This is a genomic window from Pseudomonas sp. Z1-29, assembly GCF_051131995.1.
In the GTDB taxonomy this organism is placed as follows: domain Bacteria; phylum Pseudomonadota; class Gammaproteobacteria; order Pseudomonadales; family Pseudomonadaceae; genus Aquipseudomonas.
The window spans coordinates 854,660-880,987 of the sequence record NZ_CP071645.1 but is presented as its reverse complement, the minus strand read 5'-3'; the positions used below and the strand labels follow the sequence as shown (position 1 = coordinate 880,987).

The window sequence follows — 26,328 nt, the reverse complement described above, 5'->3', positions numbered from 1 at the left end:
CATGCCCAGAGTCTACATCGCTGGTAGGATCCGTCACTCACCCGCCACTGAAAACACCATGCCGCTACCGCTGATCTACCACGAAGACTACAGCCCCGAATTCCCTGCGGAGCACCGTTTCCCCATGGACAAGTTCCGCCTGCTGCGCGATCACCTGGTGGACAGCGGCCTGGCCCGGGACGCGGACCTGCTGCGTCCGGCCCTATGCCCGCCGGACATTCTCGCCTTGGCCCACGATCGCGCCTATATCGAACGCTACATGGGCGGCGAGTTGTCTCGCGAAGACCAACGGCGCCTCGGCCTGCCCTGGAGCGAAGCCTTGGCTCGCCGAACGGTACGCGCCGTCGGCGGATCACTGCTGGCCGCCGAGCAGGCCCTCGAACACGGACTGGCCTGTCACCTGGCCGGCGGTACCCATCACGCCCACTACGACCACCCGGCCGGATTTTGCATCTTCAATGACCTGGCGGTGATCAGCCGCTATTTCCTCGCCAGCGGTCAGGTCTCGCGAGTGCTGATTTTCGACTGCGACGTGCACCAGGGCGACGGTACGGCTCGAATACTCCATGACACTCCCGACGCCGTGACAGTTTCCTTGCACTGCGAAAAGAATTTTCCTGCACGCAAGGCGCAAAGCGACTGGGATATTCCCCTGCCGATGGGCATGGAGGACGCCGCCTACCTGAAAGTCGTCGATGACGCGCTCAATTACCTGCTGCCGCTCTATCAGCCCGATCTGGTGCTCTATGACGCCGGCGTCGATGTGCACAAGGACGATGCCCTCGGTTACCTGAAGCTGACCGACGAAGGCCTCGCCGCCCGGGACGAGAGCGTCATGCGCCACTGCCTGGGCCGGGACATTCCGGTAGTCGGCGTGATCGGCGGCGGCTACAGCAAGGACCGCAAGGCCCTGGCCCGCCGGCACGGAATCCTGCACCACAGCGCACAGAAGGTCTGGACGTCATCAGGTTGTCATTGAAGTCTGGGTGCGTTACCCACAATGCCTGTGGAGCGGCCTGTGGATAACCTGAGCGAAAGGGCCTGCAACCTATGCCGTCTATAGCTCGCGAGAGCTTGGCTGTTTTTTAACCAGACTTTCCACGCATCCTATATCCCCCCTGTGGGAGCGAGCCCGCTCGCGAATACGGTGCGCCAGTTGATAGTCATGTAACTGACACACCGCATTCGCGAGCAGGCTCGCTCTCACAGGGATTCGAGCTGGTAGAATGCCCCGCCTACTCCTGCCCCCACAGCCCGATCATGACCTCGACCACCAAGCCTTCCACCCCAAACATCGCCATTATCGGCGGCGGCCCGGCCGGCCTAATGGCGGCCGAGGTGTTGAGCAAGGCCGGCTTCCAGGTCGACCTGTACGACGGCATGCCATCGGTGGGCAGGAAATTTCTGCTGGCCGGTGTCGGCGGCATGAATATCACTCACTCGGAAGCTTTCCCGGCGTTCCTCTCCCGCTACGGCGAACGCACGCCGAATATCGCCCCGCTGCTGCGGGCATTCGGCGCCGATGAGTTGTGCGAATGGATTCATGGCCTGGGCATCGACACCTTTGTCGGCAGCTCCGGGCGGGTATTTCCTACCGATATGAAGGCCGCCCCGCTGCTGCGCGCCTGGCTCAAGCGCCTGCGCGATGCCGGCGTGGTGATTCATACGCGCCACCGCTGGCTTGGCTGGAATGCCGACGGCAGCCTGCGCATTGCCAGCCCGGACGGGGAAAAGGCCCTACAGCCCGACGCGACCTTATTGGCGCTGGGAGGCGGCAGTTGGTCACGCCTGGGCTCCGACGGTGCCTGGATGTTGCCGCTGGAACAGCGCGGCGTGGTCCTCGCGCCCTTGCAGCCAAGCAACTGCGGGTTCGATGTGCCGGGCTGGAGCGATCTGCTGATCGCCAAATTTGCCGGCACCCCACTGAAGAACATTGCCATCGGCCTCGACGATGACGTGCCACGCCTCGGCGAATGCGTCATCACCGTCACCGGCATCGAGGGCAGCCTGATCTATGCGCTGTCGGCGCGGATTCGTGAGGCTATCAACCAACACGGCAGCGCGACCATTCATCTGGACCTGCTGCCGGGCCGGCCTGTGGACAAGATTCTCCTGGCATTAAGCAAGCCTCGCGGTTCTCGCTCGATGGCTAAGCATCTGCACAGCCAGTTGGGGCTCGACGGGGTGAAGGCGGCGTTGTTACGGGAACTGACTTCAGCCGATTGTTTTGCCGACATGGCGCGGCTGGCCCAGGCGATCAAGGCGTTGCCGGTCACGCTGGTGAAAACCCGTCCGCTGGACGAAGCCATCAGCAGTGCCGGCGGCGTGACCTTCGAGGCACTCGATGAGCGACTGATGCTCAAGCAAATGCCCGGCGTTTTCTGCGCGGGAGAGATGCTCGATTGGGAAGCGCCGACCGGCGGGTACTTGCTTACGGCATGCTTTGCCAGCGGTCGTGCGGCGGGGTTGGGGATGGTGGAGTGGCTGCAGCGCCAGGCTTGAAATCTTTGTTGTCGCCTTCGCGAGCAGGCTCGCTCCCACAGGGATCGGGCGCTGGACACCAGAGCGGTGAACACCACGAAGCCCTCGTGGGAGCGAGCCTGCTCGCGAAAGCAATCTATCCGACGCAGCAAATCATCAAGGCTTACGCTTGCGCGGTCCGGTATTGAACACCGGCACTTTTCGCACAGGTTTCACCGAAGGCTCCACCGGCCCCGAGTCGCCACTGTCCACCCACTTGCCAAGGTTGCGCTTGCCGCCACCACCGGAAGCTTTCGGCTTTTTTGGTTTTTTCGGTTTCTTGATCACCTGGCCGCTGGCATCGGTTTCCGGCACGCGATGCTCAGGTTCGAAATCATGTTCCATCTGCCGGGGCAATGCCTGGCGGGTCAGGGTTTCGATGGCCGACAGCAGATTCACTTCATCGGCGCAGACCAGGGAAATCGCCTGCCCGGTGGCACCCGCACGGCCCGTACGACCGATACGGTGGATGTAGTCCTCGGCGACGATCGGCAAATCGAAGTTCACCACCAGCGGCAAGTCCTCGATGTCCAAGCCACGGGCCGCGACGTCGGTGGCCACCAGGATCTGCACTTCGCTGGCCTTGAAACGATCCAGCGCACGCTGGCGGGTCGCCTGGGGTTTGTCGCCGTGGATGCCATCGGCGTTGACGCCCAGGCCCTGGAGTTTTTCCACCAGTGCATCGACGCCGTTGCGGGTCTTGGCAAATACCAGCACCTGCTTCCACTTGTGCTTGCGCATCAGGTGGATGAACAGTTCCGGCTTGCGCTTCTTGTCCACCGTCACCACCCATTGCTTGACGGTGTTGGCGGCCACGTTGCGCGGGCTCACTTCGATGCTCAGCGGGTCGTTGAGCATCTGCCCGGCCAGCAGGCGGATCGCATCGGAGAAGGTCGCCGAGAACAGCAAGGTCTGGCGCTTCTTCGGCAGGGCCTTGTAGATGTTCGCCAGTTCTTCGGAGAAGCCCAGGTCGAGCATGCGGTCGGCCTCGTCCAGCACCAGGGTCTGCAACTGGTTGAACTTCAGCGCGTTCTGGCGGAACAGGTCGAGCAAGCGGCCCGGCGTGGCCACCAACAGATCGACGCCTTTGCGCAGCTTCATCATTTGCGGGTTGATGCTGACACCGCCGTACACCGCGTAGGTGCTCAGCGGCAGGTTCTGCGCGTACTGGCGCACGCTTTCATGGACCTGCTCGGCCAGCTCGCGGGTCGGTACCAGGATCAGCGCGCGCACCGAGTTGGCGGCAACTTTCGGTCCTTCGGTGGTCAACAACTGCAACAGCGGCACGGCGAAACCGGCGGTCTTGCCGGTGCCGGTCTGGGCTGCTGCCATCAGGTCGCGACCGGCGAGCACCGCCGGCATGGCTTGGGCCTGGACCGGGGTCGGCGTCTGGTAGCCGAGCGTCTCGAGGGCGCGCAGCAGGGGTTCGATCAGGCCAAGAGTGGCGAAAGTCATGGAGATACCGTAGGAAAAATCAGCGCAAGGTGTGCAATGCGCGGCAGTTTACCCTAAATCATGATTCGGCCGGTGGGGGCTTGGGCTTGCGCCACTGCGGCAACCCGATCAGGACCACGGCGCTGATAATCACCAGCATCGCCAAGGCCTCTTCGATACCGATGGTTTCCCCGGCGAAGACGATCCCCAGCAACACCGCTACCGCCGGGTTGACATAGGCGTAGCTGGTGGCTGCGGCCGGACGCACATGCTTGAGCAAGTACATGTAGGCGTTGAAGGCGATGATCGAACCGAAACCGATCAGATAGACCAGCGCGAACCAGCCTTCCAGCGGCGGCATGCTTTCCAGGCGCTCGCCACTGGCGAAGCTGCCGATCAACAGCACCACGCCGGCCACCAGCATCTCCACGGCGCTGGCCATGGCGCCTGCGGGTAGTTGCACATGTTTACTCAACACCGAACCGAAGGCCCACGAGGCGGCGGCGAACACCAGCAAAGCCGCCCCCAACGGGCTCGACTGCAGGTTGGAACCCAGGTTGAGCATGGCAATGCCGATCAACCCCAACACAATCCCCGCCCACTCGAGACGGGTATTGCGTGCACCCCAGAAATACCCGCAGAGCAAGGTGAACAACGGCACCGTCGCCACGGCCAGCGCCGCCACGCCCGAAGCTACGCCTGTATGCTCGGCGATACTCACCGCACCATTGCCGAAGGTCAGCAGCAACACGCCAATGAGCGCCCCGGCCTTCCATTGCGCCCAGGTCGGCGCCGGCGCGCCCTTCCAGCGCAAGAAGCCGTACATCAACGACCCGGCGATCACAAAACGAATCCCGGCCAGCAGCAAGGGCGGCCAATGCTCGACGCCGATGCGAATCACCAGATAGGTCGATCCCCAGATGACGTACAAGGCGAAGAAGGCAGCGATCAATGGCAACGGAAAACGGCGTGGGCCAGGCATGTTCAGCTCGAAGTCAGGACGATGAAACCTGTCATTCTAAAAAGGCAATCGACAGAAATTAAGTTACAAAATCTGTTTATCCGAGCCATACACTTTTCAAGACACGGCAGATCTCAGATCAACACAACCCACCCTGTGGGAGCGAGCCTGCTCGCGAAAGCTACAGACCAGCCAACATCGATGCCGACTGACACACCGCCTTCGCGAGCAAGCTCGCTCCCACAATGGAGCTTGTGCTGTACGCATCATCTGAGTAGCCATCGAACCCTGTGGGAGCGAGCTTGCTCGCGAAGGCGTCCGCCCTGCCAACATCTGTGGTGGCTGACACACTGCTTTCGCGAGCAGGCTCGCTCCCACAGGAGAGTTGTGCAGTGTTCAGAACCCGCGATGGCGCTTGAGATGCTCGTTGATCTTCGCTGCCGGCACCTTCTGCAAGCTGCACAGCAGATCATGGGACAGCTCCCGCAACCCATGCTTTTGCCGCAGCTCCGAGGCCAGGTGCGCGGTGAGGTTGGCGGCCATTTCGGCGTCGGCCATGGCCCGGTGAGCCTGGCCGGTGTGGGGCAGGCCGGCGAAAGCGTTGAGCGTGCCGAGCTTGTGGTTCGGCGCCGCTGGCATCAGGCGTCGGGCCAACAGCAGTGAACAGGCAAAATTCTGCAGGCGGGTGCGCTTGATTCGTCCCAGTTCGAAGTCCCAGAACTTCTGGTCGAACGCGGCATTGTGAGCCAGCAGCGGCGTGATGCCGACGAACTCGTTGACCTCGTTCATGACCTTTTCCGCTGGCGGTGCGCTGCGCAGCATGGCATTGCTGATACCGGTCAGTTGCTCGATGAAGGCCGGCACGCGCACGCCGGCGTTCATCAGGCTCTGGTAACGGTCGACTATCCGGCCTTGCTCAAGGATCACCACGGCGATTTCGGTGGCCCGGCAACCGCTGCTCGGGGTGATGCCGGTGGTTTCAAAGTCGATGACTGCGATGCGTTCCAAACCGGTGGGGCTCCTTGAAAATCAATTCTTGAGCAGCAACGCGCCTTCGATCGGCACGTAGCGGCTGGCGGCGCGGATCAGCGAGTTGGCGGTCAGCCCAGGTACTCCATAGGCCACAGCCTGCACGCCGTGTTTGCTGATGATGCGTTCGAGCAACATGTCGAAATCGCCATCACCGGAGGCCAGGACCACCTCGTCGACATGGTCGGCGGCGTCCATGATGTCCAGGGTGATGCCCACGTCCCAGTCGCCCTTGGCCGAGCCGTCGCTGCGCTGGATATAGGGCTTGAGTTTCACGGTGAACCCCAGGTTGCGCAGGATCTGCTGGAACTGCTGTTGCTTGCTGTCACCGCGATCGATCGCGTAGGCATAGGCCTCGACGATCTGCCCCTGCTTGCTCACATCAGCCCACAGCGCCGCGTAGTTGAAATGGCAGCCATAGGCTTGGCGCACGGTGTAGTAGAGGTTCTGGACATCGGCGAACACTGCGATTTTTTTCACCGCGTTTCCTCTTGAATGCACACGCGCGCAGGCCACCCGGGCCGAAAAGTCGCCCAGTATGCCAGTCTCGAGGAGCGTTCCGCGAATAATCGGCCCGAGGCGCCAGGGCGCCCCGGACGAACGGCGGATCAGACGAAAGAGTCGTCGTCGCCGAACAAGGACGAATCGTCGCTGTAGTCGGCGTCGCTGAAACCGCCCTGGTCGTTGCCATAGCTATTGTTGCCGTCGCTATCGCTGTCGGCCACGCGCTGATCATCGCCCCAACCGCTGTCACCGTTGTTGGCGGTGTCATTGACCGGCTGGGCCGGCTCTTCCTTGAGGACCTCGACGATCTCCTCGGGTTGATTGCTGTGGAACAGGCTACTGATGCCCTGGGCGAGCATCACACCACCGGCCACGCCCGCCGCGGTTTTCAAGGCGCCACCGAGAAAGCTGCCCGCCGCTGGGGCCTGCTGTTGCGGCGCGGCATAGTTGCCGGGCGCAGCGCCAAAGCCTGGCTGGGCCGGTGCGTTGAAGGAAGGCCGCGCAGGTTCGCGCCAGCCGCCACCGCTGGATGCCGGTGCGCTTGCTGGCCGTGAATCGCGGTTGCTGCCACCGAAGATACTCGAAAGGAAACCACCGCCGCCGCTTGGCGCCGAAGTCTGGCTGCGGGCCTGCTGCAATTCGCCCTGCAATTGCTCGACCTGTTGGGCGAGCTGTCTGTTCTGCTCGTCCAGGCGCTTGATCGCCGCCTCTTGCACCAGGATCGCCTGGGCCATGAAATAGCCCGCGGCAGGCTGGTTGGCCAAGTGTTCCTTGATCCGCGCCTCTGCCTGGGCGTCGCGCGGGGCTGAATCCTTTTCGGCCTGTTGCAGCCGGGAAAACAGTCCATCGATCAGGGTTTGTTCTTCGCTGTTCATGGCGACCTCATCAGATTGCCGGATTAAAACCAGGCCGGTCGCAAAGACCGGTGCGATTCAGTAATGGGGCTGCGCAGGAAGCTTTCAATGGTCTTTACCTGATGTTTACGTTTGCTTGTGCGGTCGCTTGATCGGTTAAAGTGTCGGACCGCTTTTTCGAACTGCGATACCGACTCATGAATCCGTTAGAAGTACTGCGTGACTCCTTGTATTTTTTCAAGCGCAACCTGGGCCGGATCGCCCAGCTGTGCCTGCCGCTGGTAATACTTGAGGCGGTCCTGCAACAAGGGGTGGACAGCGCCATCGGCGCCGACGGTTTCTCCGGCTACAGCGTGATCGTCGGTCTCCTCGTGTACCCGCTGTATACCGCGGCGTTGATCCTGTTTCTCGATGCCCGCAGTCGCGGCGAAGCCCCGCGTGCCCGTGACCTGCTCGCGGCAGCCCTCCTCCAGTGGCCGCGCTTCGCCTTGCTGACCGCCCTTAACACGTTGCTGATCCTGATCGGCATTTCCTTGTACTTCCTGCCGGGGCTGTGGCTGATGGTCGTCCTCGCCTTCGGTGAATACCTGTTGGTTTTGCGGGGCATGGCGCCCTTGGCGGCCATGAAGGAAAGCGCGCGCCTGAGTCGAGGCAATTTCTGGCGAATCCTGTTATGCATCCTCGCCGTAATGGTCCCGTTGTGGCTGCTCAAGGGCGCCAGCGTCTCGGTGTATCCGCCGCCGCAGAACCCCTTCATCAGTTTGCTGATCGACAGCGTTCACAGTTTCTTGCAACTGTTCACCACCGTGGTGCTGTTCCGAATGTTCATGTTGATTGCAGAAAAACCCGAGCCATGACCCGTCTGCTGCGATACACCTTGCTGGGCCTGTTGTTGCTCGTCGGCATTGCAGCCTTTTCCATCTATGGCCCGACCTGGCGCCCACAGGCCCGGGAAGCGATGCCCGTCAGCTGCGCCGCGAACGCCCCACCGCTGGTGCCCGGCCAGGCCCTGAAGGTGATGACCTGGAACGTGCAGTTCCTGGCTGGCAAGCGCTACGTGTTCTGGCACGACCTGGCCGAGGGCGACGATGAAAGCCCGACCCCGGAAGACATGGCCTTCAGCCTCGACGAAGTGGCACGGGTCATTCGCGACGAGCAGCCGGACGTGGTGCTATTGCAGGAACTCGACAACGGCGCCAAGGCCAGCGACTACCAGAACCAGCTCAAGCTCTTGCAGGAACGGCTGGCCGACCTCTATCCCTGCGGCACCAGCGCTTTTGACTGGAAAGCCGATTTCATTCCCAGCCCACATATCTTCGGCAGCGTTGGTCGCCAGTTGGCGACGCTGAGCCGCTATCGCATCGACCACGCCGAGCGGGTGCAATTGCCGGTGGCCGAGGCGAACTTCATCACCCGCCAGTTCCAGCCGAAAAATGCCTTGCTGGTGAGTTACCTGCCCCTGAGCGGCGGCGGCCAACTGGCGGTGCTCAATACACATCTGGAGCGGGCCACCCAGCCGGACGACACGGCGCGCGCACAAGTCAGCGCGATAGCCAAGGCCTTGGACAAGCTTGAATCCGCCGGCACTCCCTGGCTGACCGGGGGAGACTTCAACCTGTTACCCCTGGGCCAATACCGACGCTTGCCCACCGAGCAACGCTCCCCCTACTCCGCCGACAGCGAATTGCACCTGCTGTGGGACAAATACCCGATGATCCCCACCAACAACGAGGCCAGCGGCATCGACCGCGCAAACTGGCTGACCCACTACCCCAACGACCCCGGCCTCAACGGCCCCGATCGGACCGTCGATTACCTGTTCTACAGCCCCCGCCTCAAACGGGTCGAAGCCCAGGTCCGGCAGGACGATACGTTGCGCATTTCCGATCATTTGCCGGTGATCGCGCGGTTTCTGTTGCCGGCTACCCCGTGATCCAGACAACCGCGCCGCACTCCTGTGGGAGCGAGCCTGCTCGCGAAGACGGTGTCACGGTCGACGGAGATGCTGAATGTGCGACCTCTTCGCGAGCAGGCTCGCTCCCACAGGCGGTTTGTGTTGGGCCTCACTTACGCGGCTTGGCCCGCGCCGTCGCCTCCGCCACCAGCGGGTCGTCCGGCCAGTAGTGCTTGGGATACCGTCCCTTGAGATCCTTCTTCACCTCGGCGTAAGTACTGCGCCAGAAGTTCGCCAGGTCCTGGGTCACTTGCACCGGTCGGCGCGCGGGCGATAGCAGGTGCAGCTTGACCACCTGCCGGCCATCGGCGATACGAGGGGTGTCGGCCAGGCCGAAAAGCTCCTGCAAGCGCACCGCCAGGATAGGTGGGTGTTCGCTGTAATCCAGGCGAATCGATGAACCGGAAGGCACGCTCAAGTGCTGCGGCGCGAGTTCGTCCAGCCTTTGCGGCAGAGGCCAGGGCAACAGGTTACGGACGATGCTCGACAGGTCCAGGTTGGCAAAATGACTAAGGCGCGACACCCGGCCCAGATATGGCATCAACCAGTCTTCAAGACTGAGCAGCAACGCCGCATCGCTGACGTCCGGCCACTCGCTGTCGCCCTTGGTATCCAGGTCGAGCCGACGCAACAGCGCCACCCGCGCCTGCCACTGACGCAGCTCCGGCGTCCACGGCAACAACTCCAACCCCTTGCGCCGTACCAGGTTGACCAGCGCCCGGCTGCGGGCAGATTCATCCAGGCCGGTCAATGGCTCGCGGCTGAGCACCAGTTCACCGACCTTGCGCTGGCGCTCGGCCCGCAGCACGCCTTCGCGCTCGTCCCAATCCAGTTGGTCTTCGGTACGTACTTGCTCTGCCAGCACCGAATCGAACAGCACCGGATCGAAATCCGTCGCCAGATAGATCCGTTCTTCCCGCTGGCCTTGGCGACTGCCCAGTTCGGCAATCACCAACCACGGTTGCTTCATCAAGCTGTCGGCCTCGGCAAACAGCGCCGCGCGCCCATTCGCCAGGCGATATTCCGCGCCGCCGGGTCGCCGCTGTTGCGCGACGCGATCCGGATAGGCCAGCGCCAACAGCGCGCCGAGCCAGCGCGGATGCTCGGGATCGACGACAGCTTCCTCGGCCTTGCCGCGCAAGTAGCCACGATATTGCCGGGCCAATTGCCGCGCCCGCTGCACACCGCCCTGAGCGCCGCGTGCCGCTCGTTCCTCGCCGGACAGTAACGCCAGGCGACTGTGCAAATCCGCGCCGGCGCCTCGAAGAATGTCACGCTCGCCCAACAGCGCCGCGACATTGCAGGCCATGTCCGCCAGCCCCAGCGCCTGGCCCCGCAGCAGCAAGTGCGCGATGCGCGGATGGGCCGGCAGCTCGGCCATGGCCTGGCCGTGCCGAGTCAGTTGTCCACCGTCCAGCGCACCCAGGCGCTGCAATAAATCCCGCGCCTGGGCATACGCGGCGGTCGGCGGGACGTCGAGCCACGTCAACTGCTGCGGCGTCACGCCCCAGCGGCCCAACTGCAGGGCCAGCCCGGCCAGGTCCGCCGAGAGAATCTCGGCGCTGCCGTAGGCCGCCAGCTGTTCATGCTGGTCTTCGGACCACAATCGGTAACACACCCCCGGCTCCAGTCGCCCGGCCCGGCCGGCCCGTTGGGTGGCGCTGGCGCGGGAGATACGCTGGGTGTCGAGGCGGGTCATGCCACTGCCCGGGTCGAAGCGCGGTACGCGGGCGAGCCCGGCATCGACCACCACCCGCACACCGTTGATGGTCAGGCTGGTCTCGGCGATGTTGGTGGCGAGCACCACTTTGCGCTGGCCGGGCGGTGCCGGATCGATGGCGGCGCGTTGGGCGGCCAGGTCCAGCTCGCCATGCAGTGGACACAGCAACACGTTGCCGCCCTCGCCCAAGGCTTCGGCCAATTGTTGATGAACGCGGCGAATCTCCGCCTGCCCCGGCAGGAACACCAGCACGCTGCCGGTTTCGTCGTGCAGCGCTTCGAGAAGGGTCTGCACCAGTCGCGGTTCGATGAATTCGCCGGGCTGGAATGGCCGGCCCCAGCGCACCGCCACCGGGAACATGCGTCCTTCGCTGCGCAGGATCGGCGCATCGTCCAGCAACCCGGCCAGGCGCTCGCCTTCCAGGGTCGCGGACATCAGCAGGATTTTCAGCGGTTGGTCTTCGCGAAACAGCTCCCGACCGTTGAGGCTCAACGCCAGGGCCAGGTCGGCATCGAGGCTGCGTTCGTGGAATTCATCGAAAATCAACAGCCCCACGCCATCCAGTGCCGGGTCATCCTGTAGGCGACGGGTGAGGATGCCTTCAGTGACCACTTCGATGCGGGTTTTCGGCCCGACCTTGCTGTCGAGGCGAATCCGGTAGCCCACGGTTTCGCCGACCTTTTCCCCCAGCTCGCTGGCCAGGCGCTCAGCCGCCGCCCGTGCCGCTAGGCGCCGGGGTTCGAGCATCAGAATGGTCTGCCCGGCCAGCCACGGCTCGTTCAACAGGGCCAAGGGAACGCGGGTGGTCTTACCGGCACCGGGGGGCGCTTCGAGCACCGCTTCGTGGCGCGACGCCAAGGCTTGGCGCAGGGCCGGTAAAACTTCATCAATCGGCAAAGAAATCATGCTGGCTCCAAAACAGAGGGCCGAGTATAACGGCGAACTGTTTAGCGTGGTCTGGACTCCAACCAGCAACGCCCTTACCTGCTCAGGAGATTGTTATGCGTATTCCCTTTCGCGTGATCGGCGGCGTGCTGGTCGCCAGCTTGCTGACCCAGATCAGCGCCTGTGGCTCGATCTTCTACCCCGACCGTCGCGGCCAGATCGAGGGCAAGATCGACCCGGCCATCGCCGCGCTCGACGCCGTCGGCCTGCTGTTCTACATCATCCCCGGCCTGATCGCCTTTGCCGTGGATTTTGCCACCGGCGCGATCTATTTCGAGCCGGGCAGAAGCGTGCAGATCGAACCGGAGAAACTCAAGCCGGCCATCAACGCCGACGGCACGGTCAATAACCAGAAGCTGCAAGCCATCCTGGAGCGCGAGCTGGGCCGCAGCTTCCCGCTGGACGACCCGCGCCTGATCCAGCACAAGGGCAACGTGCAACAACTGGCCACGCTCGGTCTCGTACCCGCCGCGTAAGAGGCGCAGCCCAAGGAAGACCGCGCCATGACCACCAGCGCCGAACATGCTCGCCTGCTACGCCTGGCCACCCGCGCTTCGGTGGCCGTGGCGTGCATTCTGATCATTGCCAAGGCGCTGGCCTGGTGGCTCAGCGGCTCGGTAAGCATGCTTGCCGGCCTGACCGACTCGGCGCTGGACGGCGTCACTTCGTTGCTCAATCTGCTGGCGGTGCATTATGCCCTGCGACCGGCTGATGACGATCATCGCTACGGGCACGGCAAGGCTGAATCACTGGCCGGCATGGCCCAGGCACTCTTTATTGGCGGCAGCGCGGTGCTGATCGCATTGCAGGCATACGAACGACTCAAGCAGCCGCTGCCGGTCGAGGCGCCCTGGCTCAGCGTCGGCGTGATCGTGTTTTCCCTGGCACTGACCCTGGCGCTGCTGGCGTTGCAGCATCGGGTCGTGCGCGCCACCGGCTCCAACGCCGTGCGCGCCGACTCGCTGCACTACCGCTCGGACCTGTTGCTCAACGGCAGCATTCTGGTGGCCCTGGTCCTGGCCGGGTTCGGCTGGTACCAGCTCGACGCCTGGTTCGGCCTGGGCATCGCCGCGTACATCCTCTGGAGCGCAGTGCAGATTGCCCGGGAAAGTTTCGCCGTGCTGATGGATGAAGAACTGCCGCCAGACGTCAGCCAGCACATGCTCGAACTGGCCTGCGCGGTGCCCGGCGTGGTCGGCGCCCATGACCTGCGCACACGAATCTCCGGCAACCACTGGTTCGTGCAGTTGCACCTGGAACTGCCGGGAGAACTGACCCTGTCAGTGGCCCACGGCATCAGCGACCAGGCCGCCGATGCGATCCATCGCGCTTATCCGAAGGCCGAGGTGCTGGTGCATGCCGATCCGACAGAAGTGGTGAAGCGCGCCAACGCTTGATACTCAAGATTTGAACACACAACCTGTGGCGAGGGAGCTTGCTCCCGCTCGGTTGCGCAGCGACCGCAAGATCTTAGGGCCGCTGCGCAGCCCAGCGGGAGCAAGCTCCCTCGCCACAGGGAGCTGTTTTTTCTATTTCGAGTAATCAGTACGTCACCTGATACCCACGACTGCTCAAGCAATCGCCCTGGGCCCGGCGGTAGGTTTGCACCACTTCCGGCGCCGGTGGGTAGGTATAGGTGCGCGGGTCGAAACCACTCTGCTGCACCGCCCAGCGATAGCAATCGTAGCCGTCCTGGTTGACCTGCTCGGGCGACTGGCCGTTGGCCGGATAAGCCACCACGTCGAAGCTGTTGCCCTGGGGCTGCGGCTGCGGATTGGCGACCGGCGCCTCGACCACGACGTAGTCCCGGGTGTTGGCCTCGTAAATGTAATAGGCACCGGCGGCGAGGAAAAACAGCGAGCTGCCGATCCAGACCTCACGGGCATAATCGGGCAGATAGCGGGTACGAATGCCTCGAGGCGGCTGCACCACGACATAACGCGGCCCTTGCGGACGATACCAGTAGCCACCCGAATAGAAATAATCCTGGCCGCGATAAGGCACGCGGTAATTACGATCCGGGAAACGATCGATCACATACCCTGGCCGATATTGCGGCCCCTGCCCCCAACCGTTGCCATGGCCGTCCGGCCGACCGGGCCAGTGCTGATCGGGCCGGTTGTCGTGGCCTGGACGCGGCCCGCCGTTCGGATAGCCGTCGTTGCGCCGTGGAATGTCGCGGTAGTAGCCCGGTCGCGGCTCCTGGGTCTGGGTCACGCTGTCGGGCCGGCCCTGGATCGGCAGATTGTTGCCCGGTTGCTGTTGCGGCGGGCGGTTGTGTACGTTGGGGTCCTGCGGTGGACGCTCGTAGTGTTGCCCACCTGGAGATTGCGGCTGGACCTCGAACTGTCGGCTGTTATCGCCACGAATGATCTCGTTGCTTTGCGGCCGGGGCTGGCCTGAATAACCCGGGCCATTACCGTTTGGGCCGCCACGGTTCTGCTGATCATCCGCCATTCCCTGCGCACTGACACTTGCCCACAACAGACCAACACCTGCCAAACGCCAGATGCGCGACTTCATGAAATTCCTCACAGCGGTTCGGGGCCTGAAAATAAGACTGGAAAAGCCCAGGCCGGTTCGGCGACAGGTTATCAGGCGCGAGGTTTATTTCGCAGGCATAAAAAAGGGAGGCCCGTCGGCCTCCCCTTGAGAATCTAGTCCGTGCGCGACGCTTGTGGCATCGGCTCACCTCACGCCGTCTTCTGGACAGTGTGCAGCTCGGGGGTCTGCCAGTACCGATGGGTACTGCGACCGCAGCCGGCCTGATTGGGCGGGCTGCACTGGACTGTTTGTCCGAGCAGTGATCTTGGTGGTAAGCATAGGCCCGAGGCGCCCGCAGATGATTGCTAAGATTGCTTGAATAAACACTACTTGCGCAATTTTTACCCTTGGATGGATAATCTTCCGCAATTAACCGAATAAAGGCCCGCTCAATGAGCAAACTCGACCGTTACGACCTGAGCATCCTGGCGGAATTGCAGCGCGACGCGCGCATCTCGAACCAGGAATTGGCCGAGCGCATCGGCCTGTCGCCCTCCCCCTGCTCGCGGCGGGTCAAGCAACTGGAAGACGACGGCTACATCACCCGCCAGGTTGCCCTGCTCGATCGCAAGATGCTCGGCCTGAGCCTGACCGCCTATGTGCTGATTGGCATGGACCGCCACACCCCCGACCGCTTCGAGACCTTCGAAGCCGCGATCCGCAACCTGCCGCAAGTGCTTGAATGCAGCCTGGTGACCGGCATCGACGCGGACTACCAACTGAAGGTCGTGGTGCCGGACATGGATCATTACCAGAAGCTGCTGCTGGGCCACCTGACCCGGATCGAAGGCGTCACCAGCGTGCGTTCGAGTTTTGTGCTGAACCAGGTGCTCAACAGTACCGAGCTGCCGCTTACCCACCTGCGCAGCTGAGAGCTTCTGTGGCGAGGGAGCTTGCTCCCGCTGGGTTGCGCAGCGACCCCAAATCTCCACTGGTTTGCGACTGCTGCGCAGTCGAGCGGGAGCAAGCTCCCTCGCCACAAAAAGCAGCCCATGAATATCCGGGCTGCGACACACCGCCGCAGCCCGATCCTGCGCCCCGCCGCCATGCCGTATACTCGCCCCTGCCTTTTCAACCCCGCCCACGCCGGAGTGCGCCGATGGATCCTGCTGTTTTCGAAGAGTGGATGATGACCGGACTGGTCAGCATCCTGATCATTTTCATGGGGTTCATCGTCTGGGACCTGGCGAAGAAATCCAAGGCCGGGCGTTTCGGCTCGTTCATCCTGTTTTTCGTGCTCGGCCTGGGCGTGGCGGCGTTCATCATCAAGAGCGTGGTCATCGGTCTGATCGAATCCGGCTCGTTATAAACGCGCCGGTACCTCTTTCCACTGGCCCTGATCGAGCCCTTCGATCGTCCAGTCACCGATCCTGACCCGCACCAGGCGTAGGGTCGGCAGACCCACCGCGGCGGTCATGCGCCGCACCTGGCGGTTGCGCCCTTCACGTATCACCAGTTCCAGCCAACTCGTCGGCACGCTTTTGCGAAAGCGCACCGGTGGATTGCGCGGCCATAATTGCGGTTCGTCCAGCTGACGGGTCTCGGCCGGCAGCGTCATACCGTCGTTCAACTCGACCCCATCACGCAAACGCTGCAGTTGCTCGTCGCTCGGCTCACCCTCGACTTGTACCCAGTACGTCTTGGCCAGCTTGTGCTTGGGATCGGCGATGCGCGCCTGCAACTGGCCGTCATTGGTCAGCAACAGCAATCCTTCGCTGTCGCGGTCCAGCCGACCGGCCGGGTAGATGCCCGGTACGTCGATGAAATCCTTGAGCGTGGCGCGCCCTTCGCCGTCGCTGAATTGCGTCAGCACGTCAAAAGGCTTGTTGAACAGGATCAGTTTCGCTTCGGCCGGCGGCGCCTTGGCCACACGGCGCGGGGTGGAAGCGGGAGGCTTCGCGCCAGGGCGGCGGGAAGCGGGGCGTGGAGGACGGGGCATGGCGGCAACAATATCCAACGGTCGAGGCCGACATGCTAGTGGCCCGACCGTTAAATAACCACCTTTCAGGACGGTATCAGCGGAACGGCGGCTCGTCGAAGCTGCGCAGTTTGCGCGAGTGCAACGAGTTGAGTTCGTTGCGCAGCAGGTCCAGCGCCGCGATCCCGATCTTGAGGTGCTGGTTGACCGCCCGCTCATAAAACGCGTTGGCCGAGCCCGGCAGCTTGATCTCGCTGTGCAGCGGCTTGTCCGAGACGCACAGCAACGTGCCGTATGGCACCCGCAAGCGGTAACCCTGGGCAGCGATGGTGCCGCTTTCCATGTCCACCGCCACGGCGCGGGACAGGTTGATCAACGGACGCTCCTGGGCCCAGCGCAATTCCCAGTTGCGGTCGTCGTAAGTCAGCACGGTGCCGGTGCGCAGGCGTTTTTTCAGCTCGTCGCCTTTTTCGCCGGTGATGTTCGCCGCCGCCTGCTGCAGTGCCAGCTGCACTTCGGCCAGGGCCGGGATCGGGATATTCGGCGGCACCACGCGGTCGAGGATGCCATCGCGGCGCATATAGGCGTGCGCCAGGACGTAATCGCCGATTGTCTGGGACTGACGCAGGCCGCCGCAGTGGCCGATCATCAGCCAGCAATGCGGACGCAGCACGGCCAGGTGATCGGTGATGTTCTTGGCATTGGACGGACCAACGCCGATGTTCACCAGGGTCACGCCGTGGCCATCGCTGGCTTGCAAGTGATAGGCCGGCATCTGGTAGCGATGCCAGACCACGCCAGCGGCGATGGCCGAGGCTTCACCGTGATCCATGTTCTTGTCGATGATCACGTTGCCCGGCAGCACCATGCGCACGAAACGCGGATCGCTGCGCAACTGCTCCAGCCCGTGGACGATGAATTGGTCGACATAGCGGTGATAGTTGGTCAGCAGAATCCACGGCTGCACATGGCGCCAATCGCTGCCGGTGTAATGCACGAGCCGGCGCAGGGAGAAATCCACCCGCGCGGCGTCGAACAGTGCCAGGGGCAGCGGGTCGGTGTTTTCCCAATCGTAGAGGCCATCGGCGATGCCATCGGTGGCGGCCGACAGGTCGGTGCTGGGGAACACCCGCGCCAGCACTGCCGCCGTCACACCGGAACCGGCCAGTTCATCGCCCTGCTCCACCACATACGGGTACGGAATGTTCTGCTCACTGACGCCCACCTCGACGGTGACGGTGAAGTCGTGCATCAGCGGGACAAGCTGTTCGAGCAGGTATTTTCGAAATGCCGCCGGGTGGGTGACGGTGACGCTGTAGGTGCCCGGCAGCTGGACCTTGGCGTAGGCGCGGGTGGTCTGCGGGACTTCGCCATGGCAATGGTAGGTCAGGCGCAGGGCCGGATAGCGGAACAATGCGCGTTGCTCGGCATCCGGCTCGATGCGGTCCTTGAGATAACGCTTGAGCGCCTGGTTCAGCGCAGTGGTCGCACGCTCGTGCAGGGCCGCCAGCCGGTCCACGGCTTGCTCGGCGGTTTGAACGACAATAAACGCTTCGGTCACGATCAGCTTCCTGTGTTCTGACTTGCAGGCCTTCATCTTGCCTGCATCGTAGGCCGACGGGAACAGTGGCGTATTAGTTGTCCTTGCGCAGAGCCTTTTGTGGGAGCGGGCTTGCTCGCGATAGCGGTGTGTCAGGAAACGCCGATGCTGAATGTACCGACGCCTTCGCGAGCAGGCTCGCTCCCACAGGGTTCGATGTTTACTCAGATGTTGCGTGCAGCACAGTTCCACTGTGGGAGCGAGCCTGCTCGCGAAAGCGGTGTGCCAGGAAACGCCGATGCTGAATGTACCGACGCCTTCGCGAGCAGGCTCGCTCCCACAGGGGTATGGGTTGTTTAGAAGCCGTGCGGGGTCGAGCGGGCGACGATGGCTTCGACATTCAGGCCGCGGGGCAACGCGCCGTAGACCCGGCCAGTGGAACCCAGCCGGCTGGCGATGAAGGCATCGCTGACATCGCTGTTCCCCGCTTCCAGCAACAGCCTGGCTTGCAGGCCGACGGCGATGTCTTCGGTCAATTGCCGGGCACGATACTGGATGTCATCGGTGTCCTTGAACGCTGCGTGCAACCGGTCGATATGGGCCGCCAGGCGATTGTCCCCATGGCCGTCGCCCAGTTCGTCGAACAGCACTTCCAACACGCCCGGCTCTTTGGACAGAGCGCGCAAGACGTCAAGGCACTGCACATTGCCGGAGCCTTCCCAGGTCGAATTGACCGGTGCCTCGCGGTACAGGCGCGGCAGGATGCTGTCCTCGACATAGCCGGCACCGCCCATGCATTCGGCCGCCTCGTTGATCATTGCCGGGGCGCGTTTGCAGATCCAGTATTTGCCTACTGCCGTCACCAGCCGGGCGAATTTGGCTTCATGCTCATCGTTCAGATGATCCAGCGCCCGGCCCATGCGCAAGCTCAGCGCCAACGCAGCTTCGCTTTCCAGGGCCAGGTCGGCGAGTACGTTCTGCATCAGCGGCTGCTCACTCAACAACTTGCCGCCGACCTTGCGGTGCGCGCAATGGTGACTGGCCTGGGTCAGGGCCTGGCGCATAAGGGCGCTGGAGCCGACCATGCAATCGAAGCGGGTCATGGCGACCATTTCGATGATCGTCGGCACGCCTCGGCCCTCTTCGCCGACCATCCAGGCCAGCGCACCACGGAACTCCACCTCGCTGGAGGCGTTGGAGCAATTGCCGAGTTTGTTTTTCAAACGCTGGATGTAGAACTGGTTGCGGGTGTCGTCCGGGCGGTGGCGCGGCAGCAAAAAGCAGGTCAGGCCCTTGTCGGTCTGGGCCAGGGTCAGGAAGGCATCGCACATCGGCGCCGAACAGAACCATTTATGGCCCACCAGCTCATAGGCCTGGCCCGGGCCGCTGGTGCCTACCGGATACGCCTTGGTGGTGTTGGCGCGCACATCGGTGCCGCCCTGCTTCTCGGTCATCGCCATACCGAGAGTGACCCCGGCCTTGTGGGCCATGCCGACGTTACGTGGATCGTATTCGGTGGCGAGCACTTTCGGCACCCAGCGCTCGGCCAGGTCCGGTTGCAGGCGCAGGGCCGGCACACTGGCAAAGGTCATGGTCAACGGACAACCGGTGCCGGCTTCGGCCTGGCTGTGCAGGTACGTCATCGAGGCGCGGGCGACATGCGCGCCAGGTTGTGGATGGGCCCACGGCAGGCTGGGCAGGCCATGTTCGATGGCGGTGCGCATCAGCTCGTGATAGGCAGGATGAAATTCCACCAGGTCGATACGATGGCCGTAACGGTCGTGGCTGGAAAATATCGGCTTGTTCTGGTTGGCCAGGAACCCCGCCTCCATCAACGGCCCGCCGGCCAGGGCACCATAGGCGTCAATCCGCGCCTGTGCCCACCCTGCGCCGAAACGCCGCGACCACTCTTGCAGCGGCAGGTCGATACGGTACAGGTTGGCGCCATCCAGGGACGGAGGCTGATTGGTGACGTCGTGGGTTTCGGCGAACTGGTGCAGGTTCATGACGGGGCTCCTTGGTCGGCCAGCAGAGGTCAGTTAAGCACCGCCTCCTGGCCGATCAAAGTGGCATATCCGCCTAAATGCCGGCGCTTTCACCCTGCTTCGGACAAAGTACCCGTCGTTGCAGAATCGCCTGCAGTGCTTCGAATTTCACCGGTTTGCTCAGGTAATCGATCAGGCTACCCGCAGGGCAATGCGCCTGGTCCACGTTCGGGCTGACCACCAGCACGGGTAAGTCCTCGCAACCTGACATCGCGCGGATCTGACAGCAGACCGACACCCCATCCGATGGTGTCGACTGACAATCGAGCAGCACCGCGTCAAAACTGTCGCCCTGCAGCAGCTCCAGCGCCGCGCGGCCACTGTCGGCGGTGCGTACTCGGTAGCCAAGCTTGAGCAACATGCCGCGCATCACCAATTGGTCGATGTTGTTGTCGTCGGCCAGCAGCACCGTGCACTCCTGGGGCAAGCGCGCAGCCCGGCGTGCGCCGCCAGGAAACGTTGCCGGGACGGCCACAGGCAATGCGATGTCAAATTCCACGTCCAGCTGGAAACGACTGCCGCGCCCCGGCTCCGAGGTATGGGTCAGGCGTCCGCCGAGCAATTCGACCAGTTGCCGACAAATCGCCAGGCCGACGCCGAGGCCGCCGTATTCGCGGGTCATCGAGCCGTCGAGCTGGAAGAAACGCTGGTACAGGGTCGCCTCCCCCAGATCGGTAAAGCCGATGCCGGTATCGATCACGGCAAAAGACAGCACCAGGCGATCGAGCTCCGACGTCCGGCCACTGACCCGCAGCGCGATGCCACCGACGCGGGTGAACTTGATGGCATTGTCCAGCAGGCATTCCAGGCACTGGGCCAATTTACCGCTGTCACCTAGCAAGCGGTCCGCCAGGCCAGGCGCTACGTCGACCTTGAAATCCAGGCCCTTGGCCGCCGCGTTGGCGCCGAACTGCACCTGCAGGGCCTCTATCACGCTGCGCAGGCTGAACGGCGCCGGATACACCTTGAGCTTGCCGGCCTGCAACTCGGTGAGGGTGAGCATGCCGTTGACCATGCGCATCATGTCCCGCGCCGAACCGGCTGCGGTCTGCTGATACTGGCTGAGTTCCTCGTCCATCTCGACGGTTTCCATCAGTTCCAGGCAACCGATCACACCATTCATCGGCGTGCGCAACTCATGGGTCAACGTGGCGAGAAATTCGTCCTTGAGCTTGTTGCCCTGGGCCAACTGCTGGTTCAGCACTTCGAGTTTCTGCCCGGCGTCGAACAGCGTCTGCGCCTGCTGTTCGCGCATGGCGTTGATGCGGTCCGCCAGGGCCAGGGACAACAGCGCCACCTCAATGGCAGAGCCGATCTGGCTGGCATACATGGTCAGGAAGATGTTCGGCAGGTAACCCAACACCATCATCGTATTGACGACGCCCCCCAGCAGAAACGCCGACCAGGCAATAATGAAGTAACGCGCCACCCGCAGCCCCCGCCACCAGGCGAACAAGCCGGCGGCGAAAATCACCACGGTGAACACCAGGGCCAGCGCCGTCGCCAGGCGCAGCGCCAGCGCATAGCTGGTCATCAACGACAGGCCCACCACCACCGCGCCGTAGGCAATCAGCGCGAGCAGCAATCGGTCGAGCCAACGGCTGTGCTGAGCGGTTTGCAGAAAACTGCGGGCGAACTGACTGCCAAACACCCCCGCGCAACCAATGAAAAACGGCGTCGCGGCGTTGGCCCACCAGGGGTTGTCCGGCCAGAAATACTCAACCGCCGCGCCGTTGACCGACAATTGATAGAGGCCGAACGAGGCGATATAGAAAATGTAATAGAGGTAACTGGTGTCGCGCACGCTCAGGTAGATGAACAGGTTGTAGACCAGCATCCCCAGCAGTACGCCGTAGATGATGCCCAGCACATACAGGCGCACCGGCTGCTGTTCCAGGTAGGCGGTGCTTGACCAGAGCGTCAACGGAGCCTGGATCGAGCCCTGGCTTTGCAGGCGCAGATACACGGTCTGGCGTTGATCGGGTTGGAAATCCAGGCTGAACAGGTAGTTGTTCTGGCGCACCTCGCGACTGGCGAACGGCAAGGCATCGCCGGTCTGGCGAACCAGGCGATAGGCACCTTGCGCATCGGCCAGATACAGGTCCAGGCGGTCCAGCGGCGGATACGCCAGCTCCAGCAGCCAGGTGCGCTGGGCGCCGGGATTGCCCGGGCGGTAGTGCAAGTCGATCTTCAGCCAGAACGCCGAGCGCGAATACCCTGCGTTCAGCGTGGCTTGGTCGTGGGGTTTGAAGCGCCCAACCGCGGCCTGGGCCAGGACGTCCTCGAGCGTGGCCGTGCCGCTGGCATCCTCGAACACCTGCAAGGCATGGCCCAAGGGCAGGCTTCGGGTAGATTCATCGAATTCAAGGGCGCTTGCCAAGGGGGACAAGCACAGCAGCAACATCAGCAAATAGCGCATTAAAGCCCCAGCGTGGCCTGTCCGGTTGAGTCAGGAAGCCCCCCATTCCCTGAGTAGACGTAAAACCGGCATTACCTGTTATTGGTTGGATCCATCCGTAGCATAGCCGTTGATGGCCAATTTGCACCATTGAAATTTTTCCGACAAAAGGCTCTAGCACGGGCGTCTCAGCGCCAAGCGTTGAGATAGAGCTGTTGCTTTGGTCAGGTTGGTACTGGAGGGCCATTCGTGGCGAGGGAGCTTGCTCCCGCTCGGTTGCGTAGCGACCGCAAGATCTCGGGGCCGCTTCGCGCCCCAGCGGGAGCAAGCTCCCTCGCCACAAAAGCAGTCGCCAGCAGGAAACGTCGCGTAAATCCCTCAGAGCCCGATCACCGATAAATGGGGTTTGGTGATAAGCTCGCGCACCATGAATATCTACAACTCCCGCCCCGTTGTCCTCTGTCTCTCCGGCCACGACCCCAGTGGTGGCGCCGGCTTGCAGGCAGATATCGAAGCCCTGCTCGCCCAGGGTTGTCATGCCGCCCCGGCCGTTACCGCGTTGACCGTGCAAGACACGGTCAATGTCAGCGATTTCCGCGTACTCGATCGCGAGTGGGTAATGGCCCAAGCCAATGCCGTGCTCAACGATTCGCCCGTCGCGGCGGTCAAGCTGGGGATGCTCGGTTCGCTGGAAATGGTCGACACAGTGGTAGAGCTGCTCCAGGCGCATCCACACCTGCCGATGGTCTGCGACCCGGTGCTGCGCGCCGGTGGTGGCGGACGGCTGGGCAAGGATGAAGTCGGCTACGCCATGCGCGAGCGCCTGCTGCCGCTGGCAATCATCGCCACGCCCAACCTTCCTGAAGCACGCATTCTCGCCGAACTTCCGGAAGGCAGCGCTGATGAATGCGCCGAAAAACTGCTGCCCTTCGTCAAGCACCTGCTGATTACCGGCGGTCACGGCGATGAACATGAAGTCCACAATCGCCTGTACAGCCGCGACGGACACCGCGAGACCTTCACCTGCCAGCGCTTGCCCGGCAGCTATCACGGTTCCGGCTGCACCCTGGCCAGCGCCCTGGCCGGCCGGCTGGCCCAGGGTGAACAGCTCGCCAGCGCGGTGAAGACCGCGCTGGATTACACCTGGCGCACCCTGCGCGATGCCGAACAATTGGGCAAAGGCCAGTTCGTACCGCGTCGCCTGCCGCTGGATTTCTGCTCGTAGCAAAGGAGCCGTGGAATGAAACTACGTGGCCTTTATGCCGTCACCGACAGCCAGTTGCTGGCCGGCAAGTTCCTCGCCTATGTGGAAGCCGCGCTGGAAGGTGGCGTGACCCTGCTGCAATACCGCGACAAAAGCAGCGACGAGGCCCGGCGCTTGCGCGAGGCCGAGGCGCTGCGCAACCTGTGCGAGCGCTACAAGACTCAACTGATCATCAACGATGACGCCGAACTGGCCGCACGCCTCGGCGTCGGCGTCCACCTGGGCCAGACCGATGGCCCGCTGGCGCCGGTGCGGGCGTTGCTGGGGCACAAGGCAATCGTCGGCGCCACTTGCCACGCCAGCCTGGAACTGGCCGAACAGGCCGTCCGGGAAGGCGCCAGCTACGTCGCGTTCGGGCGCTTCTTCAATTCCAATACCAAGCCCGGGGCGCCCGCCGCAAACCTTGAACTGCTCGAACAGACCCGTATCAAACTGCATATACCGGTGTGCGCCATCGGCGGCATCACTCTGGAAAACGCCGCCCCGCTGGTGGCCCATGGCGTCGACCTGCTCGCGGTGGTCCATGGCCTGTTCGGCGCCGACAGCACGGCTGAGGTGACGCGCCGCGCCCGCGCCTTCAACGACCTGCTGCAAACCAAATAGTCATTTCCCGATTTCGAGAGCCCTATCATGTCCCGTTCCGAAACCCTGTTTGCCAACGCTCAGAAACACATCCCCGGCGGCGTGAATTCACCTGTTCGTGCGTTCAAGAGCGTCGGCGGCACCCCGCTGTTCTTCAAGCACGCCGAGGGCGCGTATGTCACCGACGAAGACGACAAGCGCTACGTCGACTACGTGGGTTCGTGGGGTCCGATGATCCTCGGCCACAGCCATCCGGACGTGTTGGACGCGGTGCGCAAGCAATTGGAGCACGGCTTGTCCTATGGCGCGCCGACCGCGATGGAAACCGAAATGGCCGATCTGGTCTGCTCCATCGTGCCATCGATGGAAATGGTGCGCATGGTCAGTTCCGGCACCGAGGCGACCATGAGCGCGATCCGCCTGGCGCGCGGCTACACCGGGCGCGACAGCATCATCAAATTCGAAGGCTGCTACCACGGTCACTCCGACAGCCTGCTGGTCAAGGCCGGCTCCGGTGCGCTGACCCAAGGCGTGCCCAGCTCGGCGGGCGTACCGGCGGCATTTGCCAAACACACGCTGACCCTGCCGTTCAACGACCTCGAAGAAGTCGAGAAAATGCTCGGGGAAGTCGGCCAGGAAGTGGCCTGCATCATCGTCGAGCCGGTGGCCGGCAACATGAACTGCGTGCCGCCAGCGCCGGGTTTCCTCGAAGGCCTGCGCAGCCTGTGCGACCAGCACGGCGTGGTACTGATTTTCGACGAAGTGATGACCGGCTTCCGCGTCGCCCTCGGCGGTGCCCAGGCTCATTACGGCGTAACGCCGGACCTGAGCACCTTCGGCAAGATCATTGGCGGCGGCATGCCGGTAGGCTGCTTCGGCGGCAAGCGCGCGATCATGGAATGCATCGCCCCGCTGGGGCCGGTCTACCAGGCCGGTACCTTGTCGGGCAATCCGCTGGCCATGGCTGCCGGCCTGACCACCCTGCGCCTGATCAGCCGTCCGGGTTTCCACGCCGAGCTGAGCGACTTCACCACTCGCCTGCTCGACGGCTTGCAAGTACGCGCCGATGCGGCGGGCATCCCGTTCGTGACCACCCAGGCCGGCGGCATGTTCGGCCTGTACTTCAGTGGCGCCGATGACATCGTGACCTTCGACGACGTGATGGCCAGCGACGCCGACCGCTTCAAGCGCTTCTTCCACCTGATGCTCGAGGGTGGCGTCTACCTGGCGCCAAGCGCGTTCGAAGCCGGCTTCACCTCCATCGCCCATGGCGAGGCCGAGTTGAAGATCACCCTCGACGCGGCCGAGCGGGCCTTTGCTGCGCTGAAGTAAATGTATGGCCAATCACTGACGCTGGCTGACACCAGCGTCAGTGATTGGCCATTGCCCCGGGATACCTTTTTCCAGGTATTTGCCCAACAAGTGGCCGCTATCGTTCCCTCGCAGCAGAAAAACGAGTAAAGACTTTGTAAGGATGGCCCTGCTTATTTCATAATGCGCGCTTATTGGATCCCCCGGAGGGTCCACGCGCCCCTCAGAGGTAAGTCGATTCCCATGAACCGCACCGGCCGCACCCTTGCCTTGGGCTGCCTGTTGCTCCTTCAGCCCCTGCTCGCCAACGCACAGGCAGGCGGCAACTCGTTGTTGATCCCGGCGATGGGCCGTTGCACGCTCAACACCCAGCCACAAGATCTGGCACCGGCACTCGACGCCTGTCGAAAAGCCGCCGACGAGGGCGATGCCCAAGCGCAATATGAGCTGGGCGAGTTCTACTATGACGGCAAGGCCGCGCCCCGCGACCTCAAGCAAGCCCTCGACTATTTCGAAAAAGCCTCGCTGCAAGGCCACGCCCAGGCGCAATTCAAGCTTGGCGGCATGTTCTTCCATGGCGAAGGCGTGCCGGCCAACAACGTCCAGGCTTACATCGTCTTGAAGATGGCGGCGGTCAACGGCGCCGAAGAAGCACTGGACACCGCCGACGAAGTCGCCGAGCAGATGCCCCGCGACGAGCTGGAAGTGGCGACCCAGGTGCTGGGCCAGATCTTTCGCAAATACCTGATGGAATTGCAGAACGCCGACGGGCGTACGCCGTTCTCGCCATTGCCCTGATTATTGC

23 protein-coding genes are annotated in these 26,328 nt (G+C 63.1%); 12 read left to right on the top strand and 11 right to left on the bottom strand.

From position 1 onward, the window contains the following. Positions 1–58: 58 nt before the first annotated feature. The gene (locus J3P84_RS04155) at positions 59–979 is read left to right on the top strand and encodes a histone deacetylase family protein (protein WP_434571656.1); all 921 of its coding nucleotides are present in this window, start codon (positions 59–61) and stop codon (positions 977–979) included. A gap of 281 nt (positions 980–1,260) precedes the next feature. After that, positions 1,261–2,502, top strand: a complete 1,242-nt coding sequence (locus tag J3P84_RS04150) for a TIGR03862 family flavoprotein (protein WP_434628031.1) — start codon at positions 1,261–1,263, stop codon at positions 2,500–2,502. A gap of 135 nt (positions 2,503–2,637) precedes the next feature. On the opposite strand, the gene J3P84_RS04145 is transcribed toward J3P84_RS04150, so the two are convergent. The 5 genes from J3P84_RS04145 to J3P84_RS04125 all read right to left on the bottom strand — a co-directional run bounded on the left by J3P84_RS04145 (position 2,638) and on the right by J3P84_RS04125 (position 7,323). Continuing rightward, positions 2,638–3,975 carry a DEAD/DEAH box helicase gene (locus J3P84_RS04145; protein WP_434571654.1) on the bottom strand — a complete coding sequence of 446 codons (1,338 nt, stop codon included), beginning with the start codon at positions 3,973–3,975 and terminating at the stop codon, positions 2,638–2,640. Between the two features lie 58 nt (positions 3,976–4,033). After that, complete coding sequence (gene yedA, locus J3P84_RS04140; protein ID WP_434628027.1) at positions 4,034–4,936, bottom strand: drug/metabolite exporter YedA; 903 nt, start codon at positions 4,934–4,936, stop codon at positions 4,034–4,036. A 375-nt stretch (positions 4,937–5,311) separates the two neighbouring features. Further along, a complete protein-coding gene (locus J3P84_RS04135; RefSeq protein ID WP_434571652.1) occupies positions 5,312–5,923 on the bottom strand; it encodes a 3'-5' exonuclease in 612 nt (203 codons plus the stop codon). Between the two features lie 21 nt (positions 5,924–5,944). Further along, complete coding sequence (locus tag J3P84_RS04130) at positions 5,945–6,424, bottom strand: NYN domain-containing protein (protein ID WP_030140338.1); 480 nt, start codon at positions 6,422–6,424, stop codon at positions 5,945–5,947. A 128-nt stretch (positions 6,425–6,552) separates the two neighbouring features. After that, positions 6,553–7,323 carry a DUF2076 domain-containing protein gene (locus J3P84_RS04125; protein ID WP_434628024.1) on the bottom strand — a complete coding sequence of 257 codons (771 nt, stop codon included), beginning with the start codon at positions 7,321–7,323 and terminating at the stop codon, positions 6,553–6,555. 176 nt (positions 7,324–7,499) lie between these two features. Here J3P84_RS04125 and J3P84_RS04120 point away from each other — a divergent pair, with 176 nt between their 5' ends. Continuing rightward, positions 7,500–8,159: a YciC family protein gene (locus tag J3P84_RS04120; protein ID WP_434571649.1), complete on the top strand. Its 660-nt coding sequence runs from the start codon at positions 7,500–7,502 to the stop codon at positions 8,157–8,159. Further along, positions 8,156–9,235: an endonuclease/exonuclease/phosphatase family protein gene (locus J3P84_RS04115; RefSeq protein ID WP_434628020.1), complete on the top strand. Its 1,080-nt coding sequence runs from the start codon at positions 8,156–8,158 to the stop codon at positions 9,233–9,235. The genes J3P84_RS04120 and J3P84_RS04115 overlap by 4 nt, the downstream gene beginning before the upstream one ends. A 130-nt stretch (positions 9,236–9,365) precedes the next feature. Here J3P84_RS04115 and hrpB read toward each other — a convergent pair whose 3' ends face one another. Further along, on the bottom strand, positions 9,366–11,882 hold the full coding sequence (gene hrpB / locus J3P84_RS04110) for an ATP-dependent helicase HrpB (RefSeq protein ID WP_434628017.1): 2,517 nt from the start codon (positions 11,880–11,882) through the stop codon (positions 9,366–9,368). A gap of 95 nt (positions 11,883–11,977) precedes the next feature. Between hrpB and J3P84_RS04105 the strand changes: the two genes are divergently transcribed. Together J3P84_RS04105 and J3P84_RS04100 are read left to right on the top strand one after the other, a co-directional pair. Beyond that, complete coding sequence (locus tag J3P84_RS04105) at positions 11,978–12,397, top strand: polyribonucleotide nucleotidyltransferase (protein ID WP_434571645.1); 420 nt, start codon at positions 11,978–11,980, stop codon at positions 12,395–12,397. A 27-nt stretch (positions 12,398–12,424) separates the two neighbouring features. Then, positions 12,425–13,318, top strand: a complete 894-nt coding sequence (locus J3P84_RS04100; RefSeq protein ID WP_434628014.1) for a cation diffusion facilitator family transporter — start codon at positions 12,425–12,427, stop codon at positions 13,316–13,318. 145 nt (positions 13,319–13,463) lie between these two features. Here the strand turns inward: J3P84_RS04100 and J3P84_RS04095 are convergent, their stop codons facing one another. Continuing rightward, on the bottom strand, positions 13,464–14,444 hold the full coding sequence (locus tag J3P84_RS04095) for a DUF6515 family protein (protein WP_434571643.1): 981 nt from the start codon (positions 14,442–14,444) through the stop codon (positions 13,464–13,466). A gap of 413 nt (positions 14,445–14,857) precedes the next feature. On the opposite strand from J3P84_RS04095, the gene J3P84_RS04090 reads away from it, so the two are divergent. Then, a complete protein-coding gene (locus J3P84_RS04090) occupies positions 14,858–15,337 on the top strand; it encodes an Lrp/AsnC family transcriptional regulator (RefSeq protein ID WP_305498616.1) in 480 nt (159 codons plus the stop codon). 227 nt (positions 15,338–15,564) lie between these two features. Then, the gene (locus J3P84_RS04085) at positions 15,565–15,774 is read left to right on the top strand and encodes a DUF2788 domain-containing protein (protein ID WP_305498615.1); all 210 of its coding nucleotides are present in this window, start codon (positions 15,565–15,567) and stop codon (positions 15,772–15,774) included. Here the strand turns inward: J3P84_RS04085 and J3P84_RS04080 are convergent. The 4 genes from J3P84_RS04080 to J3P84_RS04065 all read right to left on the bottom strand — a co-directional run bounded on the left by J3P84_RS04080 (position 15,769) and on the right by J3P84_RS04065 (position 22,387). Beyond that, positions 15,769–16,335, bottom strand: coding sequence for a pseudouridine synthase (locus J3P84_RS04080; RefSeq protein ID WP_434631154.1), 567 nt, complete (start codon positions 16,333–16,335; stop codon positions 15,769–15,771). The genes J3P84_RS04085 and J3P84_RS04080 overlap by 6 nt on opposite strands. A 145-nt stretch (positions 16,336–16,480) precedes the next feature. Beyond that, positions 16,481–17,980: an AMP nucleosidase gene (gene amn / locus J3P84_RS04075; RefSeq protein WP_305501175.1), complete on the bottom strand. Its 1,500-nt coding sequence runs from the start codon at positions 17,978–17,980 to the stop codon at positions 16,481–16,483. A gap of 299 nt (positions 17,981–18,279) precedes the next feature. Continuing rightward, positions 18,280–19,929 carry an acyl-CoA dehydrogenase family protein gene (locus tag J3P84_RS04070; protein WP_434628009.1) on the bottom strand — a complete coding sequence of 550 codons (1,650 nt, stop codon included), beginning with the start codon at positions 19,927–19,929 and terminating at the stop codon, positions 18,280–18,282. Between the two features lie 73 nt (positions 19,930–20,002). Continuing rightward, positions 20,003–22,387, bottom strand: a complete 2,385-nt coding sequence (locus J3P84_RS04065; RefSeq protein WP_434628006.1) for a hybrid sensor histidine kinase/response regulator — start codon at positions 22,385–22,387, stop codon at positions 20,003–20,005. Between the two features lie 406 nt (positions 22,388–22,793). On the opposite strand from J3P84_RS04065, the gene J3P84_RS04060 reads away from it, so the two are divergent. The 4 genes from J3P84_RS04060 to J3P84_RS04045 all read left to right on the top strand — a co-directional run bounded on the left by J3P84_RS04060 (position 22,794) and on the right by J3P84_RS04045 (position 26,321). Beyond that, entirely contained in the window at positions 22,794–23,591 is a 798-nt protein-coding gene (locus J3P84_RS04060; RefSeq protein WP_434628003.1) for a hydroxymethylpyrimidine/phosphomethylpyrimidine kinase, read from the top strand. A 15-nt stretch (positions 23,592–23,606) separates the two neighbouring features. Beyond that, entirely contained in the window at positions 23,607–24,233 is a 627-nt protein-coding gene (gene thiE / locus J3P84_RS04055; protein WP_434571635.1) for a thiamine phosphate synthase, read from the top strand. Between the two features lie 27 nt (positions 24,234–24,260). Next, positions 24,261–25,544 (top strand): glutamate-1-semialdehyde 2,1-aminomutase, encoded by a 1,284-nt coding sequence (hemL, locus tag J3P84_RS04050; protein ID WP_434571634.1) that lies wholly within the window; start codon positions 24,261–24,263, stop codon positions 25,542–25,544. 222 nt (positions 25,545–25,766) lie between these two features. Further along, positions 25,767–26,321 (top strand): tetratricopeptide repeat protein, encoded by a 555-nt coding sequence (locus J3P84_RS04045; protein WP_305498608.1) that lies wholly within the window; start codon positions 25,767–25,769, stop codon positions 26,319–26,321. The last annotated feature ends 7 nt before the right edge of the window (positions 26,322–26,328 follow it).

What these genes read in the sequence shown, in the direction of transcription:
- J3P84_RS04105 (WP_434571645.1), top strand. Translation starts at nt 11,978, where the DNA reads ATGCGTATTCCCTTTCGCGTGATCGGCGGCGTGCTGGTCGCCAGCTTG.
- J3P84_RS04145 (WP_434571654.1), bottom strand. Translation starts at nt 3,975, where the DNA reads ATGACTTTCGCCACTCTTGGCCTGATCGAACCCCTGCTGCGCGCCCTC.
- amn (WP_305501175.1), bottom strand. Translation starts at nt 17,980, where the DNA reads ATGAAGGCCTGCAAGTCAGAACACAGGAAGCTGATCGTGACCGAAGCG.
- J3P84_RS04090 (WP_305498616.1), top strand. Translation starts at nt 14,858, where the DNA reads ATGAGCAAACTCGACCGTTACGACCTGAGCATCCTGGCGGAATTGCAG.
- J3P84_RS04070 (WP_434628009.1), bottom strand. Translation starts at nt 19,929, where the DNA reads ATGAACCTGCACCAGTTCGCCGAAACCCACGACGTCACCAATCAGCCT.
- J3P84_RS04095 (WP_434571643.1), bottom strand. Translation starts at nt 14,444, where the DNA reads ATGAAGTCGCGCATCTGGCGTTTGGCAGGTGTTGGTCTGTTGTGGGCA.
- J3P84_RS04065 (WP_434628006.1), bottom strand. Translation starts at nt 22,387, where the DNA reads ATGCGCTATTTGCTGATGTTGCTGCTGTGCTTGTCCCCCTTGGCAAGC.
- thiE (WP_434571635.1), top strand. Translation starts at nt 23,607, where the DNA reads ATGAAACTACGTGGCCTTTATGCCGTCACCGACAGCCAGTTGCTGGCC.
- J3P84_RS04085 (WP_305498615.1), top strand. Translation starts at nt 15,565, where the DNA reads ATGGATCCTGCTGTTTTCGAAGAGTGGATGATGACCGGACTGGTCAGC.
- J3P84_RS04045 (WP_305498608.1), top strand. Translation starts at nt 25,767, where the DNA reads ATGAACCGCACCGGCCGCACCCTTGCCTTGGGCTGCCTGTTGCTCCTT.
- J3P84_RS04155 (WP_434571656.1), top strand. Translation starts at nt 59, where the DNA reads ATGCCGCTACCGCTGATCTACCACGAAGACTACAGCCCCGAATTCCCT.
- J3P84_RS04060 (WP_434628003.1), top strand. Translation starts at nt 22,794, where the DNA reads ATGAATATCTACAACTCCCGCCCCGTTGTCCTCTGTCTCTCCGGCCAC.
- J3P84_RS04100 (WP_434628014.1), top strand. Translation starts at nt 12,425, where the DNA reads ATGACCACCAGCGCCGAACATGCTCGCCTGCTACGCCTGGCCACCCGC.
- J3P84_RS04150 (WP_434628031.1), top strand. Translation starts at nt 1,261, where the DNA reads ATGACCTCGACCACCAAGCCTTCCACCCCAAACATCGCCATTATCGGC.
- J3P84_RS04125 (WP_434628024.1), bottom strand. Translation starts at nt 7,323, where the DNA reads ATGAACAGCGAAGAACAAACCCTGATCGATGGACTGTTTTCCCGGCTG.
- J3P84_RS04115 (WP_434628020.1), top strand. Translation starts at nt 8,156, where the DNA reads ATGACCCGTCTGCTGCGATACACCTTGCTGGGCCTGTTGTTGCTCGTC.
- hrpB (WP_434628017.1), bottom strand. Translation starts at nt 11,882, where the DNA reads ATGATTTCTTTGCCGATTGATGAAGTTTTACCGGCCCTGCGCCAAGCC.
- hemL (WP_434571634.1), top strand. Translation starts at nt 24,261, where the DNA reads ATGTCCCGTTCCGAAACCCTGTTTGCCAACGCTCAGAAACACATCCCC.
- yedA (WP_434628027.1), bottom strand. Translation starts at nt 4,936, where the DNA reads ATGCCTGGCCCACGCCGTTTTCCGTTGCCATTGATCGCTGCCTTCTTC.
- J3P84_RS04120 (WP_434571649.1), top strand. Translation starts at nt 7,500, where the DNA reads ATGAATCCGTTAGAAGTACTGCGTGACTCCTTGTATTTTTTCAAGCGC.